At 40.3% G+C, this 17,453-nt stretch carries 11 protein-coding genes; 1 reads left to right on the top strand and 10 read right to left on the bottom strand.

Annotated features, from left to right (window positions below; all coding sequences use genetic code 11):
* Window positions 1-19 precede the first annotated feature (19 nt).
* From H9L23_RS06925 to H9L23_RS06890, 9 genes are all read right to left on the bottom strand, one after another.
* Window positions 20-1,465, bottom strand: coding sequence for an APC family permease (locus H9L23_RS06925; protein WP_187594275.1), 1,446 nt, complete (start codon window positions 1,463-1,465; stop codon window positions 20-22).
* A gap of 50 nt (window positions 1,466-1,515) precedes the next feature.
* Entirely contained in the window at window positions 1,516-3,294 is a 1,779-nt protein-coding gene (locus H9L23_RS06920; RefSeq protein ID WP_187594274.1) for a DUF885 family protein, read from the bottom strand.
* An 85-nt stretch (window positions 3,295-3,379) separates the two neighbouring features.
* Window positions 3,380-4,282 (bottom strand): AraC family transcriptional regulator, encoded by a 903-nt coding sequence (locus tag H9L23_RS06915; protein ID WP_187594273.1) that lies wholly within the window; start codon window positions 4,280-4,282, stop codon window positions 3,380-3,382.
* Between the two features lie 188 nt (window positions 4,283-4,470).
* Entirely contained in the window at window positions 4,471-5,712 is a 1,242-nt protein-coding gene (locus H9L23_RS06910; protein ID WP_187594272.1) for an NAD(P)/FAD-dependent oxidoreductase, read from the bottom strand.
* Between the two features lie 37 nt (window positions 5,713-5,749).
* The gene (locus H9L23_RS06905; protein WP_187594271.1) at window positions 5,750-6,751 is read right to left on the bottom strand and encodes a 4-hydroxyproline epimerase; all 1,002 of its coding nucleotides are present in this window, start codon (window positions 6,749-6,751) and stop codon (window positions 5,750-5,752) included.
* Entirely contained in the window at window positions 6,744-7,415 is a 672-nt protein-coding gene (locus tag H9L23_RS26390) for an aldehyde dehydrogenase family protein (protein WP_223191048.1), read from the bottom strand. The genes H9L23_RS06905 and H9L23_RS26390 overlap by 8 nt, the downstream gene beginning before the upstream one ends.
* Window positions 7,367-8,329, bottom strand: a complete 963-nt coding sequence (locus H9L23_RS26385) for an aldehyde dehydrogenase family protein (RefSeq protein WP_223191047.1) — start codon at window positions 8,327-8,329, stop codon at window positions 7,367-7,369. Before H9L23_RS26385 ends, H9L23_RS26390 begins: the two co-directional genes overlap by 49 nt.
* Before the next feature lie 14 nt (window positions 8,330-8,343).
* Window positions 8,344-9,261, bottom strand: a complete 918-nt coding sequence (locus H9L23_RS06895) for a dihydrodipicolinate synthase family protein (RefSeq protein WP_187594270.1) — start codon at window positions 9,259-9,261, stop codon at window positions 8,344-8,346.
* Window positions 9,262-9,769: 508 nt separating this feature from the next.
* Window positions 9,770-11,176, bottom strand: a complete 1,407-nt coding sequence (locus tag H9L23_RS06890) for an aminopeptidase P family protein (RefSeq protein WP_246474874.1) — start codon at window positions 11,174-11,176, stop codon at window positions 9,770-9,772.
* Window positions 11,177-11,415: 239 nt separating this feature from the next.
* Between H9L23_RS06890 and H9L23_RS06885 the strand changes: the two genes are divergently transcribed.
* Window positions 11,416-13,782: a glycoside hydrolase family 127 protein gene (locus H9L23_RS06885; RefSeq protein WP_187594269.1), complete on the top strand. Its 2,367-nt coding sequence runs from the start codon at window positions 11,416-11,418 to the stop codon at window positions 13,780-13,782.
* Between the two features lie 687 nt (window positions 13,783-14,469).
* On the opposite strand, the gene H9L23_RS06880 is transcribed toward H9L23_RS06885, so the two are convergent.
* On the bottom strand, window positions 14,470-17,235 hold the full coding sequence (locus H9L23_RS06880; RefSeq protein WP_223191046.1) for a DUF5695 domain-containing protein: 2,766 nt from the start codon (window positions 17,233-17,235) through the stop codon (window positions 14,470-14,472).
* Window positions 17,236-17,453: the final 218 nt, after the last annotated feature.

Here is a 17,453-nt window from a genome sequence, read left to right as displayed (position 1 = left end):
GACGGATAACATCAATATTTTAACCGCTAACATCGGCCGCATCATTAGCCCTTAAATCCTGGCGGGCAATACTTCCTTTAATGATGTAATAAACTGGAATACCAATGAGGGTAATAATTAATCCCGGCCAGGTAAACCTGGGTTTAAACATAATCAACAAGATACAGAAGGCAAGCCCCATCACGATGTAAATAACAGGTAGTACAGGGTAACCAAAGGCTTTGTATGGGCGTTGAACATCGGGACGTTTTTTACGCAGGATAAAAATCCCGAAAATGGTGAGCATATAAAACATCACTACAACAAAGGAAATCATGTCGAGCAGGTCGCCATATTTACCACTTATGCACCAAAGGCAGGCAAAAACACATTGGATCCAAAGGCCAAAACCAGGAACAGCATTTTTATTGAGCGTACCCACTTTTTTAAAGAAAAGTCCATCTTTGGCCATCGAATAATATACCCTTGCACCAGCCATAATTAAACCGTTATTGCAACCGAAGGTAGAAACCATAATCATCAGGGCAATAATGATGGTACCGGCTGTGCCAAAAATATGATTGGCTGCAGAAACCGCAACGCGATCTTTATCGGCATAAGCAATATTGTGCAGCGAGAGTACGCCAGTGTACATCACATTGGTGAGCAAATAAAGTACTGTGACAATAATGGTCCCTAAAGCTAAACTCAAACCGATATTACGTGCCGGATTTTTAATCTCTCCGGCGATAAAGGTTACGTTATGCCATGAATCACTACTGAATATCGACCCCACCATAGCCGCAGCAATGGCTCCAAAAGCAGCCAGGGTAGTATAAGAACCGATGCTTCCATCTTTGGATAAAGAACCTAAAGCCCACATATTTTCCCAGTTGGTTTTCCAGATTCCTTTGTCGAGGAAAAAAAGTCCGAACATTATAAGGCCAAATAAACTGAGCAGTTTGGCTACTGTAAAAGTAGTTTGAATTACCTTACCGCCATTTACACCCCTGTTATTAATATAAGTAAGCAGTATAATGACGGCAATGGCCAATAACTGCGCCGGCGAAATGGTAAAGAATCCCAGATCGATTGCCACCAGATCTTCACTTAGGGACGGGACCAGATAGGCTGTAAATTTAGCAAATGCCACCCCTACCGCAGCAATTGTTGCCGTTTGGATAACTGTAAAAAAACTCCAGCCATATAAAAAACTGATCAGCGGATTGTAGGCTTCTTTTAAATAAATGTATTGTCCGCCAGCTTTTGGGAACATGGCACTCAATTCGCCATAACTTAAAGCAGCAGTAAGTGTCATAAAACCGGTGATAAGCCATACCACCAATAACCAACCCGAACTGCCCACATTACGTGTAATATCTGCACTTACAATAAAAATACCTGATCCGATCATACTCCCGGCGACAAGCATAGTGGCATCCATTAATTTGAGGGAGGGTTTAAATTGTGTGGTTTCCTGATCCATAGTCTGTTTGTTTGGTTGTTTGGTTGTTTGGTTCGGTATTTTGCTATTGGTTATTTAAGCTGATCGTAAAAATGCCAGGTAGTCATAAAATCGCGTGTGAGTGGCTGATTGGTTAAAGTAGCCCTGATCATTTCTACCGGAATAAGGTTTTCTTTAATCACCGCATCATGAAAGGCTTTAAAACTCATTTTACCACCATCAACCAGTTCTTTCTTTAAGGCAAAAAGCTGAAGGCCGCCAGTGAGGTAGGCCACCTGGTACAATGGACTGTAGTCGCCTTTGAAAGATCTGCGTACCTCGCCTTCTGCATTGGCGCGTTCGTGCCCTACACGGTCGACTAAGAAATCGACGCATTGTTGTGGTGTCCATTTACCAAGGTGGAAGTTTAACGAAAAGAGAATCCTAGCACAGCGGTGCATGCGCCAGAAAAGCATGCCCATCTTTTCTTCCGGAGTTTTGGCAAAACCTTTATCATAAAGCAATAATTCCCAATACAATGGCCAGCCTTCTACACTAAAAGGTGTTGTAAACGGCTCCCGGTAACTTTTATAACGGTTGTTAATGAAATACTGGTAATGATGCCCCGGCAATAGTTCATGTTGCACCGTTCCCCTCGAAAAATACGGATTGTTGCCACGCATACTCATCAATTTATCGTCTTCTTCCATCGAATTGGTGGGATAAGAGATACTGATTTCTCGCCCTCCGGTAAAAAACGGGTTAACCAACTGGCGTTCGGCCGACATCATAACCATGCCCCAGGTTTCTTCGGCCAATGCAGGTATATTGATGAGATCATTGTCTTTTATAAAAGTTAAGGCATCGTTCTGCAGTTTTACAATTAATTCGGCCTGTTTGCCCAAAGGCACGTAACTGTTTTTTATTTTTTCCTGCGCTTTTTTCCAGTCCTTTCCATAACCCATAGCTGCCGAGGCCTTTAGCAATTCTTCATCGCAATATTTAAATTCTTTTTCGGCAAGCTGGATCAACTGTTCTGGCGTATAAGGAATAAGCTCTGCATTTAATTGCCTGATTAATTCCTCCCGGCCAATCGGCGTTCCTTTTATTTCGGGTTTATCTAATTTAACTAAACCTGTATCGCTTTTATCGGCAAACAGTTTGGCATAATTGCTTAATGCCAGATCGAGTCTTTCGTAGGGTTTAGGCGCCCACCAGGTAAAACCCGGCTCATAATCCATATAAAACTGATAAAAACCTTTTAACCGTTGTTTTAAACTTAAGGTAACCTCAGCAGCCATTTTTAGCTGATCAGGCTTGAGTTTACGCCCCTTTTTAAAATTTAAGCTAAGTGTATCCAGCTGTTTTGCCGTTTCACTCATCTGAAGGGCCAGTACAGCACCCTCTTTATAAGTACCACGCCGTCTTAATTTTTCCAGTTCATAAATAGAATCAGCAAAAGTAAAATACCTGGCCAGTTCATTATATTCTGCAGTTTCTTTATTCAGCAACCATACCGACGATTCTATCTCCTTTTTTAGCAGGATATAATCTACTTTGCCATAAATGCTAAAAGTTTCGAAAGGGGCTGATTTTAATTTTTGCAAATAATCGTTATTGATATCCTGTAACCTTTTTCTTTGCTCCGGACTTTTAAAGGTGGTCATCGGATAAGAATAATAACCTCCTGCAGCATAAGGGTAATAAAAATCATTAATGGCATCCACATCCTTTTGATAACCAACTATTAAAGTCCCCATTTCGCTTGTTTGCTCATAAATACTAGCATTTGTGGATTGGGCAGAAGCTACAACACTTGAAAACAGGATTAAAATCAATAAAAAAGCAGAAAAATGGTACTCGCGTTGCATATAAATCGATTAAAATTGGCTAATAACATTCCTTCCATCTGAAAAAATGGTTAGCTGTAATGAGAAATAAAAATGGTTTTTTGGCTTAAGCGCCTACGTAATTTACCCTGCTTACACTATTGTAAGTATCAATATAAGCCCTTGGCGATTGTCCGATGATGCTTTTAAACACCCTGTTAAAATTGGTGATACTATTAAAACCCGCTTTATAGGCTACACCCGAAATACAATCCGCTTTTTCGCCGGAGATAAGACTTTTACAGGCATCGTTAATCCTTACCTCATTTAAAAACGACACAAAAGTATGTCCTGTGTGTTTTTTAAAGTACCTGCAGAAAGCCTGCGGCGTCATAAAAGCAGCATTGGCTACATCTTCTAAAGAAATTTGATTATTATAGTTTTCGGTAATGAAGTTAATGATCTTGCTCAGGCGCATCCCTTCGTTTTCACTAACGTTTGAAGAATACATATCGGAGCAAAGCGACTCTACATTCTCATTTAAATCCTGAAGGCCATTCACCAGTTTCAGAAAATTAAACAGTACATCTACCCCTGATGCCTGATGAACATCGAACAATTTGGCAACAATATCTTTGGTAAAACCGACAGGAATTTTAAACCCATGTTTGTTTTTGGCCAAAAAAGCACTCGCCATTTTCATTTCGGGAAGATTAAACAGCGAAGCGAGAATACCATAGGGATTGAAATAAACCGAACAAGCCTTGATGGTTTTATGATTATTCGGAGCAAAATATTCAGGATTGCTTTTAAATAAGTGTGGTAATTTTGCACCAATTACAAAAATATCACCCGAACGGAAGGCATGCATATCATTACCTGCAATTAATGTCCCTTCACCCTTTTCTATATAGGTAATCTGCCATTCATCGTGTCGGTGCAGATATTGATAAAAATATGGCAGTTCTATATGCTCCGATATTACGCTCTTGTCGTCGGGCACAAGCATGGTAAATGGTAGTACTTTCATCTTTTGGTCGGTTGATTTGGTTTGTTGATTACGAATTGAATATATAGATATTAACTCAAAAAAACCAATAAATCATAAATAAGGTTAAAATCCTGCTATAACCTGATAATATTTGATGAAAGGTTTGCCAAAGAAATCAAGTTTAAACTAATGTTGTATACAAGAAAAGTACAAACTTGACTTCTTTTTTATCGCGCCACAACAAAAGGTTTCAACTCCAACTCGGTAGCTGCTCCGTCAATTAGCTGACTCACAAGCAATCCCGTTGCAGGGCCTAAACTTAAACCCATCATGCCATGACCTGTTGCTATTACTAAATTTTCTCTTTTGTTGCTTCTGCCAATGTAGGGCAAACCATCCGGAGAAGATGGGCGGAAACCGTACCAGATATCCTTTTCGGCAGGTATTGCAGGCTTCAAATCCGGAAAATAAGCCGGCACCGACTCTACAATTCCTTTAACCCGCTGCATATTTATCCTGGTATTAATTTTATCCAGTTCCATCGTACCACCATACCTGATCTGTCCGTTCATTGGCGTAATGGCAACCCTTGCCTCACACAATAATGCCGGAATCGTTAAACGGTTTTGAGGTTCTGGCTCCATAAAAGAATAACCTTTACCTGGCATTAAAGATATTTTAATGTCGGCCATTTTTGCTACTGCCGGCGACCATGATCCTGTAGCAATCACATACTGATCTGCATCCCAGGCCTCATTACCGGTAAAAACCTTCATAATGCGGTTGCCTGCAGTTTCAATCTTATCAACCTCTTTGCCACGCTCAATTTTAACCCCATTAGCGGTTAAGTATTTTAGCAAGGCGTTCATCAGTTTTGCAGGGTAAAGATGCGCATCACAACGATAGTGCACCGCCCCCAAAACATCTAATTTTAAATCTGGCTGTAAAACACTGCATTCTGCAGCACTTAGTACGGCCATATCCAGGCCCAGTTCAATTGCCCTGGCTGCCAAATGCGCTTCCTCTTCTCCTGCCTTTTCTGTTTTATAATAAGCAAGAATACCATTATGGGTCAGTTCGAAATCGAAATCGGGTTCTTTAGCCAGGTCTTCATATAGTTTTTTGCTCAGCAATGATAAATCGCGCAAAGGTTCTGCTGATTGACTTACATGTTTCGCGGTGGCATATTTCATAAATTTTAAGCCCCAGTTAATGAGGTTGCCATTTAGAGATGGACGAACATAAAACGGACTTTTACTGTCGAACATCCAGCGAATGCCTTGTTTTAACATGCCCGGAGCCGCCAAAGGCACAAAATGGCTTGGCACAATCATCCCTGCATTACCGAAAGAACAGTTGTCGGTAATATCTCCCTTATCCAGAATGGTAACCTCATAACCTTTTTTCTGCAGGTAATACGCAGAGGTTAAACCCACAATTCCGCCACCAATAATTAATACTTTCGACATTCTTTTAATTTATAATGCTGCTATTCTTTTAAATTTACTAAATCACCTGAAAACCATGTGCATAAGGATCATCTTCGGCATCAATTTTAATGGTATTGTACCCATAAACTTTTGCCCAGCCCTCTACACTTGGTATAATCGCTTTAATGCCGTTCAAGTCTACCACTTCCTCTACCTTTCCGATAAACTTACTGCCAATGAAACTTTCGTGGATAAAATCTTCCCCCTGTTTTAATTTTCCTTTGGCAAACCACTGCGCCAGTCGTGCTGAGGTACCTGTTCCGCATGGAGAGCGATCGATGGCTTTATCGCCATAAAAAACAGCATTTCGGGCGGTTGATGTAGGGTCGATGGTTTTTCCTGTCCACAAAACATGGCTACAGCCATTTATAGTCGGATCTAAAGGATGTACGAACGTATATTTTTCGTTAATGCGTTTTCTGATCGTTTGGCTCCAGGTAATCAACTGTGAAGCGGTATAATTTTCCAGTCCCGGAAAATTATCCTGAGGATCAACAATTGCATAAAAATTACCGCCATAAGCCACATCGAAAGTAAGGGTCCCCAAATCAGGGCATTCAATCTCGAGGTTTTCGGCAGCAAGGTAGGAAGCAACATTTTTAAGTTTAACCGACTTTACTTTTCTACCTTCCTGTTTATATTCAATGAGTACCAATCCGGCAGGGGCTTCCATTCTGATCACACCTGGTATTTTTGGTTTGATTAGTCCTTCTTCTATGGCAATGGTAATGGTACCGATAGTACCGTGACCGCACATTGGCAGGCAACCGCTGGTTTCGATAAAAAGAACAGCAACATCATTGGCCGGATCGTGAGGTGGATAGAGGATACTGCCCGACATCATATCGTGTCCGCGTGGTTCGAACATTAAACCTGTTCTGATCCAATCAAATTCTTTTAAAAAATGTTGCCGCTTTTCGCTCATATTTGAGCCGATAAGCTGAGGACCACCACCTGCTACCAATCTAACCGGATTTCCGCAAGTATGCGCATCTACACAAAAAAAAGTTTTACTCATGAGATTTCGTTAATTTCTGGTTTATCGTTCTGAAAATACCCAATGGGTTCTCATCTTTCAATTCATCCGGCAATAAATCCTGTTCCCAATCCTGGTAAGCCAGTGGTCTGGCAAAACGATTAATCGCGGTAGAACCTACAGATGTAAAACGGCTATCGTTAGTTGCCGGGAAAGGCCCGCCATGTTGCATGGCTGCACAAACCTCCACTCCGGTAGGTACACCGTTTAAGATTATCCTTCCGGTTTTATCCGTTAATTTGTTTACCAGTTCCTGATAATGCTGAAGTTCTTGCTTTTCGGCCATTAAGGTTACAGTCAATTGTCCTTCTAATACATCGATCGCTTTTTCAAGTTCAGCAACATCATCAGCCACAACCAACAATGAATAGGGGCCAAAAATTTCTTCGCGAAGTTTTGGGTTCCTGATGAAATCTGCCGCACTTACCTGCGCTATTTTGGCTTTAGATTGATTCTTTAATTCATTATTATTCAAATCAGATACTGCAATTACTTCAACTCCTACTTCATTTGTAATTGCTGAAGAAAGTTTACCATAATTACCCGCAATACCTTCGGTAAGCATGGTTGCTGATGGAACAGCTGCGATAGCTTCTTTTAAAACCGTTTTAAATTTATCGAGTCCCGGAGACTGAACAGCCAGCAATAAGCCCGGGTTGGTACAAAACTGTCCTGCCCCAGAGTAATAGAACCTGCATATTTTTTGGCCAGTTCTTCTGCCTGCTTTTCTATGGCCTGCGGAAGGAAAATTACGGGATTGATACTGCCCATTTCGGCAAAAACCGGAATAGGCTGCTCGCGCTGTTGCGCTAAATTAACCAAAGCCATTCCACCTTTAAACGAACCTGTAAAAGTTACCGCTTTAGTTAACGGATGTTGAACCAAAGCAGCACCAATGTTATAACCATCATCGTACAACAAAGAAAAAACGCCTTTAGGCATACCTGTTTTTTCTGCCGCTCTGATAATGGCTCCACCAACTAAAGCACTGGTGCCATAGTGTGCAGGATGTGCTTTTACCACAACAGGACAACCCGAAGCCAGTGCCGAAGCCGTATCGCCACCTGCTACTGAAAAGGCAAGTGGAAAATTACTTGCACCAAAAACCACAACAGGCCCTATTGGGATCAGCATTCTTCTAATATCAGCACGTGGTAAAGGTTGTCTTTCAGGCAGTGCGGTATCAATGATCGCATCCACCCAGGAACCTTCGGCAACCACATTGGCAAATAACCTTAACTGCCCAGTAGTTCTTCCCAACTCGCCCTGTAACCGTGCTAATGGCAAACCGCTTTCTGCAGATGCCCTGTTAACCAGTTCTTCGCCAAGATTGCCAATTTCGTCGGCAATGGCATTTAAAAAAGCGGCCTTAATATCCTTATTTAAATTTCTATAAGTGTAAAAAGCTGTTGTTGCAGCTGTTAAAGCTTCATCAACCAGGCGCTCGCTCGCTTTAAAAAAATCACCTTCAAGTGTTAATCCCGTGGCGGGATTAACAGCCTGAAGGCTTTTTTCATTAACTTCTACATAGGTACTAGCTACAATATTTTTCCCGTTCATATTTGGTTTTTAAACTATTTGCCCCAACTACCAGCAGGTAACTCTGGACGAACAGCTAATGCATCGTTTATAATTTTCAATACTTTTTCTCTTTCTGCGCCACTTATAGGTAAACGTGGTGCACGCACCGCTTCGGTCCCCAATCCAGTGGCTACTTCTGCCAGTTTAATGTATTGTACCAATTTAGCGTGAATATCCAGTTCCAATACGGGCAAAAACCAACGGTAAATGGTTAATGCTTCTGCAATGCGGTTTTGTTTAATTAACCTGAAAATGGCTACGGTTTCTCTTGGAAAGGCATCAACCAAACCTGCAACCCATCCGTGTGCGCCCATTACAATACTTTCCATTGCCAATGGATCTACTCCGGTGAAAATAGCAAAGCGATCGCCAAAGCGGTTGATCAAACGCGTTACATTTGAAACGTCCCTTGTTGATTCTTTTATCGCCTGGATGTTATCATATTTAGTCAAAACCTCGAACATATCCAATGTTACCTCGATTTTATAATCAACAGGATTATTGTAGATCATGATCGGCAGTTTTGTACTTTCTGCAATCGCACCAAAATATGCAAGGGTTTCATCTGCCGCTGCATTATAACGCATTGGTGGTAATAACATCAATCCGTTTGCACCAAGAGATTCGGCTTTTTTAGCTACTTCAATCGCTTTTTTTGTGGTAGACTCAGCAATATTTAACAAAACCGGTACACGGCCGTTTACGAGGCTTAAAGTATGCGATAGCAGTCCAAATTTTTCATCATCGGTAAGCACGCTGGCTTCACCAAGCGATCCACCCAGGATAATACCTTCTGCACCTGCTTCTAACTGCGCTTCGATATTTAAATCGAAAGCCGGAAAATCCAATTCATCATTCGCTGTAAATTTAGTTGTTACAGCAGGGAAAACCCCAGTCCATTTAATACTCATTTATTCTTATAATTTTAATATTATGATTGATATGCTTTTTAATTAAATTTAAGGTTTAATTAATTAAAACACCTTTAATTTGGTTTTTTACCTTTAATGAACCCATTAAATGTTTTTCAAATTTAGGGGATAAGCACAAGCTAATGTTGTTGGATTTTAACCAATACCGACCGAAAATAGACCATTTGGGATGGCTGGTAGAAATGAGGAGAAAACAATCGGATGGAAACCTCAAATCACATCAAATATAAGAGACTCGATTATGAAAAGTATCGGTCAGCTTAGATGTTCTCAGGTGACTAAGGTGGTCAATAAAAATAAACGTGTACTGTTTAAATTTGACCACCTTAGACACCTTAGCTCACCTGAGTTTTATATGTTGCTTAACACATAAAACGAAAACATTCGATTACAAAAAACGGTATCCTTGAAAAAGGATACCGTTAGTTAAATTTGTTAGGTGTTACTACCTGACCGTACGAATATCAAAACACTTAATTGCATCTTTTTAATAGGCATTGCTTCTGATCGATTCGATTTCTTCTGTGGTTAATGCGAGGTGTTTACCTAACATTCTGCTTCCATTTTCAGTAACCAGAAAATCGTCTTCTACCCTGATGCCGCTAAAATTCCTGAACTGCTCCAGTTTATCGTAGTTAATAAATTCGGTAAATTGATTAGCCGCCTTCCAACGGTCAATCAGTTCTGGGATAATGTAAACGCCAGGCTCAACAGTGAGTACATAACCCGCTTCGAGTGCTTTGCCCAACCTTAATGATTTTAAACCAAACTGTGTGGTATTTTTAACAAGATCATCGGTATAACCTACGTATTGCTCGCCTAAATCTTCCATATCGTGTACATCTAGGCCCATCATGTGCCCTGTACCGCATTGAAAGAACATGGCATGTGCACCCGCCTGTACCGCATCATCTATATTGCCTTTCATCAAGCCGATATCTTTTAAGCCCTGAGCAAGCATTTTACAGGAAGCCAAATGTACATCCAAATACCTTACACCAGGTGCCAATAGGTTTTTGGCATGGGTATAAGCATTGAGCACGATATCGTAAACATCTTTTTGCTCCGGGCTGAATTTCTTACCTACCGGAAACGTACGGGTAAGATCGCCGGCATAACCTAAAGCGGTTTCTACACCAGAGTCGTTTAAAACCAATTGTCCTTCCTGAAGCTGGTTGCCATGGTAATGGTTATGCAAAATTTCACCGCGAACAGTCAAAATTACCGGATAAGCTAAATCGCCACCGGAAGCCAAAGCGGCACCCTGAATTTTAGCGGCAAGATCACGCTCATACATGCCAGGTTTTGCCTGTTGCATTACCATGAGGTGAATGTCTGCTGATATAGATGCTGCACGATCTAGCTCTACTATTTCTTCAGCTGATTTAACTGAACGTTGTGCAACAACGGCTCTTATGAAAGGAAGAGAGGCACGCTCCTTAAGTTCACCGATAGGGATATTGAACCAGGCGGCTAGTTTAATTTTATTCTCAGGACGGTAAGGCGGCAGGAAATGAACAGCCTGTTTTTTTGCCTGATATTGGTTGAGGTAGCTATCGAGTTGATCTAATGGCAATACTTTTGTTAAGCCAGAATCTTCACTTTTTTCAGCTAAAGTTTTTTGGCGTCCCATCCACACGATGTCGTCAATGCCCATTTCATTTCCGAACAGGATGGTTTCATCTTCATCCAGGTTGATAATTGCGGCTAATGAAGGTTCGCTGATCCCAAAATAATACAGGAAGGTACTGTCCTGCCTAAAATGGTAGGTATTGTCTTTATAGTTCATCGGGCTTTCTTCATTACCCAAAAAGAGTAATATCCCCGAATTTAGTTTTGATTTTAATGCTGCTCTGCGTTGCAGATAAACTTTCTTTTCAAACATATTTTTCATGTGTTAGGCAAATATCCCAAAAGTGATCTTTATTCAATAACCATTAAACCGAATGGCTAAAATATGGGTTGTATCTGCAAATTATAAGCTATGATTAGGGCATAAAAGTCACAATAAATTTCTGTTTATCGAAAAATAAGGGTAAAATATGCACAATAGTGGCAAAATAAAGGGCTTTTATGCTATGCACAATTTCATAATTTTATTGCGTTAACAGATCCCTAAACCACCCTAATATCATGAACCCAAACATTGGTAAAAGCTTGCTTGGCTGTGCATTGTTTTTTGCGTTAAATGCAAATGCGCAAAATTATGTCCCTCATTTTAACGATAAGCGCATAAAAGTTAAAAATACAACACCGATTAAGGCTTATGCTTTCGACCTCTCGCAGGTAAGTTTATTGGAAAGTACTTTTAAAACTGCAATGAAAGCCGATGAAGCTTATTTATTGCTTATCGATCCTGACCGCTTACTCTCGGGTTTTAGAAAAAATGCGGGACTAACGCCAAAGGCCAAGATTTATGGAGGATGGGAAGGCGATGGTTTGGCAGGACATTCGTTAGGGCATTACCTTTCGGCAATATCCATGCAATATGCCTCTGGCAAAAATCCTGTTTTTCTGCAAAAGGCAAATTATATTGTAGATGAGCTCACCGATTGCCAACAGGCCAGAAAAAGCGGTTATTTGGGTGCTTTTGGCAACGAAGACAAAATATGGGGCGAACTGGTAAAAGGCAATGTTAAAACCGGGGGTTTCGATTTAAATGGTGGCTGGGCACCATGGTATACGGTGCATAAAATTATGGCTGGTTTGCTCGATGCCTACCTTTATACCAATAACAGAAAAGCATTAACCGCCTGTGAAGCGCTGGCCGACTGGACAGGAACAACCATTGGAGGCCTAAATGAGGAATTGTTACAAAAAATGCTTTTCTGTGAATACGGAGGCATGGCTGAGGCACTTGTAAATCTTTATTCCATTACCGGAGACAAAAAATACCTCGATTTATCCTACAAGTTTTATGATAAACGCATTCTAGATCCTTTAGCCAAACAAACCGATATCCTTCCGGGAAAACATTCCAATACACAAATCCCGAAAATTATTGCCAGCGCCAGGCGACATGAAATTACCGGCGATGAAAGGGATAAAACAATTGCCGATTTCTTTTGGAAAACGATTGTTTACCACCATTCTTATGTAACCGGAGGAAACAGCAATTACGAATACTTAAGTGAGCCTGATAAACTGAACGACAAGCTTACTGAAAACACAACCGAGACCTGTAATACTTACAATATGCTGAAGTTAACTGGTCATCTTTTTGCAGAAAACCCATCTGCCGAGCTATTTGATTATTATGAAAAAGCACTTTACAATCATATTTTAGCTTCGCAAAATCACGATGATGGCATGACCTGTTACTTTGTACCACTCCGCATGGGCGGCAAGAAAGAATACAGCGATAAGTTTAATACTTTTACCTGCTGTGTGGGTACCGGAATGGAAAATCATGTCAAATACAATGAAAGCATTTATTCAAGGGGAAACGATGGCAGTTTATATGTGAATTTATTTATTCCATCGGTTTTAGACTGGAAAGAAAAAGGACTAAAAATTACACAGCAAACTGCCTTACCGCAGGGTGGTCAAACCAGTTTAACACTTAGTTTAACCAAAGCTTCAAATTTTTCTATCCGGATAAGAAAACCAAAATGGTCTACCGGAACCACCATTGCAGTGAATGGGGCATTGCAAAAAATTACGCCTGATGAAACTGGTTATTACGTGATTACCCGAAACTGGAAAAATAACGACAAGATAACTTACATCACACCAGAAAAACTCTACACAGAGGCAATGCCTGATAATGCCGATCGGAGGGCTATTTTTTATGGACCAGTACTTTTAGCAGGCGCTTTAGGAAATACAGAACCTGATCCTGTTAAGGGTGTACCAGTATTTGTGAGCGCCAACAACGATCCTAAAGATTGGTTGAACGTAGTAAATAAACAGGACCTTGAGTTTGAAACTAAAAATATTGCCCAACCACAAGATGTTAAGCTTATTCCCTTTTACCAAACCAAAAACCAATACTATAGTGTTTACTGGGATGTGTTTACGCCAGAAAAATGGACGGTACAGCAAAAAATTTATGATGAGCAAAAGCGTAAACAAAAAGAACTGGAAGATAAAACAACTGATGTATTCAGATTTGGCGAAATGCAGCCCGAACGGGATCATAACTTTAGTGCAGCCAAAGAATATATGGGCGAAGACCATGGGAGTAAGTGGCGTGTTGCAGGCGAAAACGGTTTCTTACAATTTGATGTTAAGGTAGATCCAACTTTACAGAATACGATCATTGCCTCTTACTGGGGAATGGACAACCGGGGCCGTAATTTCGATATCCTGGTTGATGGTGTAAACATTGCAACAGAGGATCTGAATAAGTATAAGGAAAGTCGTTTTTACGACATCAGTTATAAAATCCCTGTAGAATTAACCAAAGGCAAAAACAAAGTGACGGTAAAGTTATTTCCAAAAACTAAAAACAGTGCCGGCCCTATTTATGGGGTAAGGGTGATTAAGGAAAGTTTGTAAAACTTGTTTTAACCTTTAGCCAAGTAAGCGCAGAAAGCGCGCACACAAAAGTTAATTTGATCTAAATTGTCACGTTGAGCTTGTTGAAATGCACTGTCAAGGGTATTTAATGTTGCCCTTCACAAGCTATTCTATTAATGACAAATTTCATAAGAAAGATCGTCATTGCGAGGAGGAACGACGAAGCAATCTTTCCTGCTGGCGATCCTCGCTGGAAAGATTGCTTTCCCGTAAAAACGGGACAGGCAGTCGGCTGAAAAAGCCTTCTCGCAATGACGATTCCTCGAAGCCCGTTACTGAAAAAAGCAACTAGTATTCATCTATTAGAATGACAATCCTATATTTTGATACAGCGTCATCTCGTTAATCGTCGTTTGTAAGGAGAATGGCTTATAATTTAAATGGATTATATTACTTTATTAAAACATAGTTAGTTAATAAGCAAAAAATTGAACAATTTAATATAAAGTATCAATACATATAGAAAATGAATCACTTATGCTTCATAAAAGCTTTGATTAAATAAAAAATTTGAAATCAATTAACTGATAATCAATTAATACACACTAACAACATAAACTTATATCATTAATAAAGCCTACATCTATTTGGTTATCTGATGATAATGATAATAAAAAGGCCTCGTAAATTTCATTATACGAGGCCCCGACAGTAGTTGAATTGATATTATTTTTGAATAATGATTTCGGTTGTATTTGATTTTGATAATGAAAACTGGTAGGCTCCCCTACCCTTAATCCTATTGCCTTTTACGGAATAATTACCTACCCCATTAACTTTTGCAGGCTGCGATAATCTTAACACTGCATTGGGTGTATACTCGTTAGCTTTATTCAATTTTAAACGGATTTGGCCGGTTGAAGTATTGTAAACAACCTCATCAATCGTTCCTGCATCGAGGGTAATCCAGAGTCCGGCCGGAGCAATGTAAACTGATGATTTTGCTGCCGTGGTTAACTTAACAGTGACGGTATTTCCGGTTTTGTTTAAGTTACCTCCAAAAGCCAGCCAACCAAACTCGGAATGATTTAAAATATAGGATGAAGTATTAATAGCATAACCAAAAAAGCCAGAGCCATAATCGCCGGTGATGCCATCATTTTTTAAAGTAGAGGGATAGGCATGAAAGGCTGCAGGAGCAAAACCTTCCTGAGTGATATTTGAAATGGAACCTAACAAGCCACCATACCCCGTACGCAATAGGTAAAAATCATCAGGATGTTTGCGGTAATCCATTAATAGCGGAATGGCGTTAAGTGCCGAGCCATAATGATGGATCATGCGTTCGATACGCGATAGTTTACCCCCATAAAGGAAGTCCCAATAACGGCGGGCATTCCCGTTATATGCCCAATGTGGCACAACAGGCATATATGCCAATATCGCATCGAGCGTAACATTTGCCTTGTCCTGGTAACCAAAATAACTCGACCACACATAAACTTCTTCTTGACCTGTAGAGTCCCAAGGCATCTCACTGCCAAATGGATATTGAAGCGAACGCCAATGATTAGCACGCTTTTTCATTTCGCTTTCCAACCGGGCTGCCTCATCTGTTAAACCTTCGTTTTTAAGGTCGGTTAAAATAAGGTAAAAGATGGTTCCTTCCATCTGACCAAACTGTGCATAATAAGGAGCAATGTTAACCATGGCCATACCCGTTTCCGCAGCATCGATCAGGTGCTGTTTCCAACTCTGCTCCTCCACCAAACCTTTGTAATTACGTGCCAGGCGGTACATTACCCAATGCGCAGCTGCCACATGTGGATAGTTATAAGATCTACCCAAATTATCAGCTTCTTTTTTTGGCCAGGCCGACCAGGTTTTGAAATTAATATTAGAAGCATAGGTATTTTTGGGCAGCGAATCTGGCGCATAATAAAACAGGCTCTTTTTTACTCCGTATTTTTGTGGTCCATCTTTTAGCTGAATCCTCCCAAACATCACCGTATCCACAAACTGTTTTAGTTTATCTACTTCTTCTTTTTTCGGTTGCACCAATTGCTTCATCATGGCACCTAACCAGGATCCTGCTCCACCTTCATCACTTAAGCCAGCAATCCACGCCCTGTTATCCTGCGTTACCTGCTCTTTTTTCTCCTCATCGTAAGTAATCACCGATGGATTTCTTTTAAAGATGGGATCTGGTTGGTTAAACCATTGTTTGGTGGTTAAAAAATGTCCGTAGCTGGCAATCACTTCGCTTTCGGGTTCAATTACCTTATAATTTATCGTCTGCTCTAATCCATCTTCATATACCACAGATAACCTGGCCCTGCCCCAGCTATTGGCTTTAACCAAATAACTTTTCCAGCCGTTTTTGGTCAGCTCTAAGGCGGTTACATTTAATGCATTTTCTGGCTGAACCTGAATGAATTTAACTTTTTTCGGATAATTAAGGAATAATTTTGCCTTTACATCTTTTGGCAGCACATAACCCGGAACCGACATAGCTACCGGTCTCTTATTTTCGATGAGTTTACTTTCAATATTTTTTGCCGTTCCGGAAAGGATAAACTGAAGGGCATAACTACGGGTTTCGCCTGGTTTTAAAACGGTTGAAGTTGGTGTATTCCATTGCTCAGCATTTTTCCATTCATTTTCGGCATACGCTTTACTGTATACCATCCATTCGTAAAAACCTTCGAAGGCAATCCCTCGAGGCGTTTTATCATCATTAAGGGGATTATATGCTTCAAATGGGGTATGACCTACCGGTGCAACAATTAAAGATGGTGCGTGCCCACTGAGCCTGGTTACCTGTAAATAACCGGCATCCTTACCGATATAGGGATCGTAGAAAACATTTTTTGCATGGGTTTGCTCTAATGTACGGCCTTCCAGAATATTATCGAATATCATTGGAATACCCAGTGCGCCAATTTCTATGCTTTTGCCGGTTTTATTTTTCAGTTCGAAACGGAGCAGCAGTTTTCCATTTTGCATTTCCCATATCCGTTTAACCTGCAAAGGGATATCGGCAGGAAGTGTCGCCGCAAGATCGGCGGCTGCGAGTATGTTTTTACCGGCAGGAATATTTTTTACGGGACTTCTTTTTGCAGCTGTACTATAGCTTTTCCAGGCTTCATCACCGGTATTCCGTAATTTTAAATTGAGATCGCCTAAATGATATAAGCCATCTGAACTGCGCACTTTTAAACTATCGCCGGGTACGAAATCAAAATCTTTAACCATTTTAGGTTGAAGACCAGCAACCGTTTGCGACGACTTAACCAATTTAAGGTTAAATGCACCCGCATTATACGTTAAAAACCCATTTTCTAAACCCAGTGTTGATGGCTTTTTTCCAAGCGCAATCCATGGTGATTGAGCAAAAAGAACCTCAACATTTATAAAAGATAGGATACAACAAATTATTGCTTTAAAAGCTATTATAGATAACTGTTTAGGAGGTATAGGTTTAATGATCATGATAATTTAGGGATATATTCAAAAATATACTTTAAAAGATAAAGCAGACATTGATCTTAAAAATAACGCAAAATCGGTAAAGGATTGGTGTATTTATTGGAAGTTATGTAGGAAAAACATGATAAACAAATAGATCCCGCTGATGACGCAAAAGGCGCAGATTTTGAGATTTGATGTTATTTCTTGAAAGTTTGGCGATCAGATTACCTGCAAATCGT

Origin of the sequence: Pedobacter roseus (assembly GCF_014395225.1) — a bacterium.
Classification (GTDB): Bacteria; Bacteroidota; Bacteroidia; order Sphingobacteriales; family Sphingobacteriaceae; genus Pedobacter; species Pedobacter roseus.
Note: the sequence above shows the minus strand (reverse complement) of the source record. Positions and strands in the feature narration are given on the sequence as shown.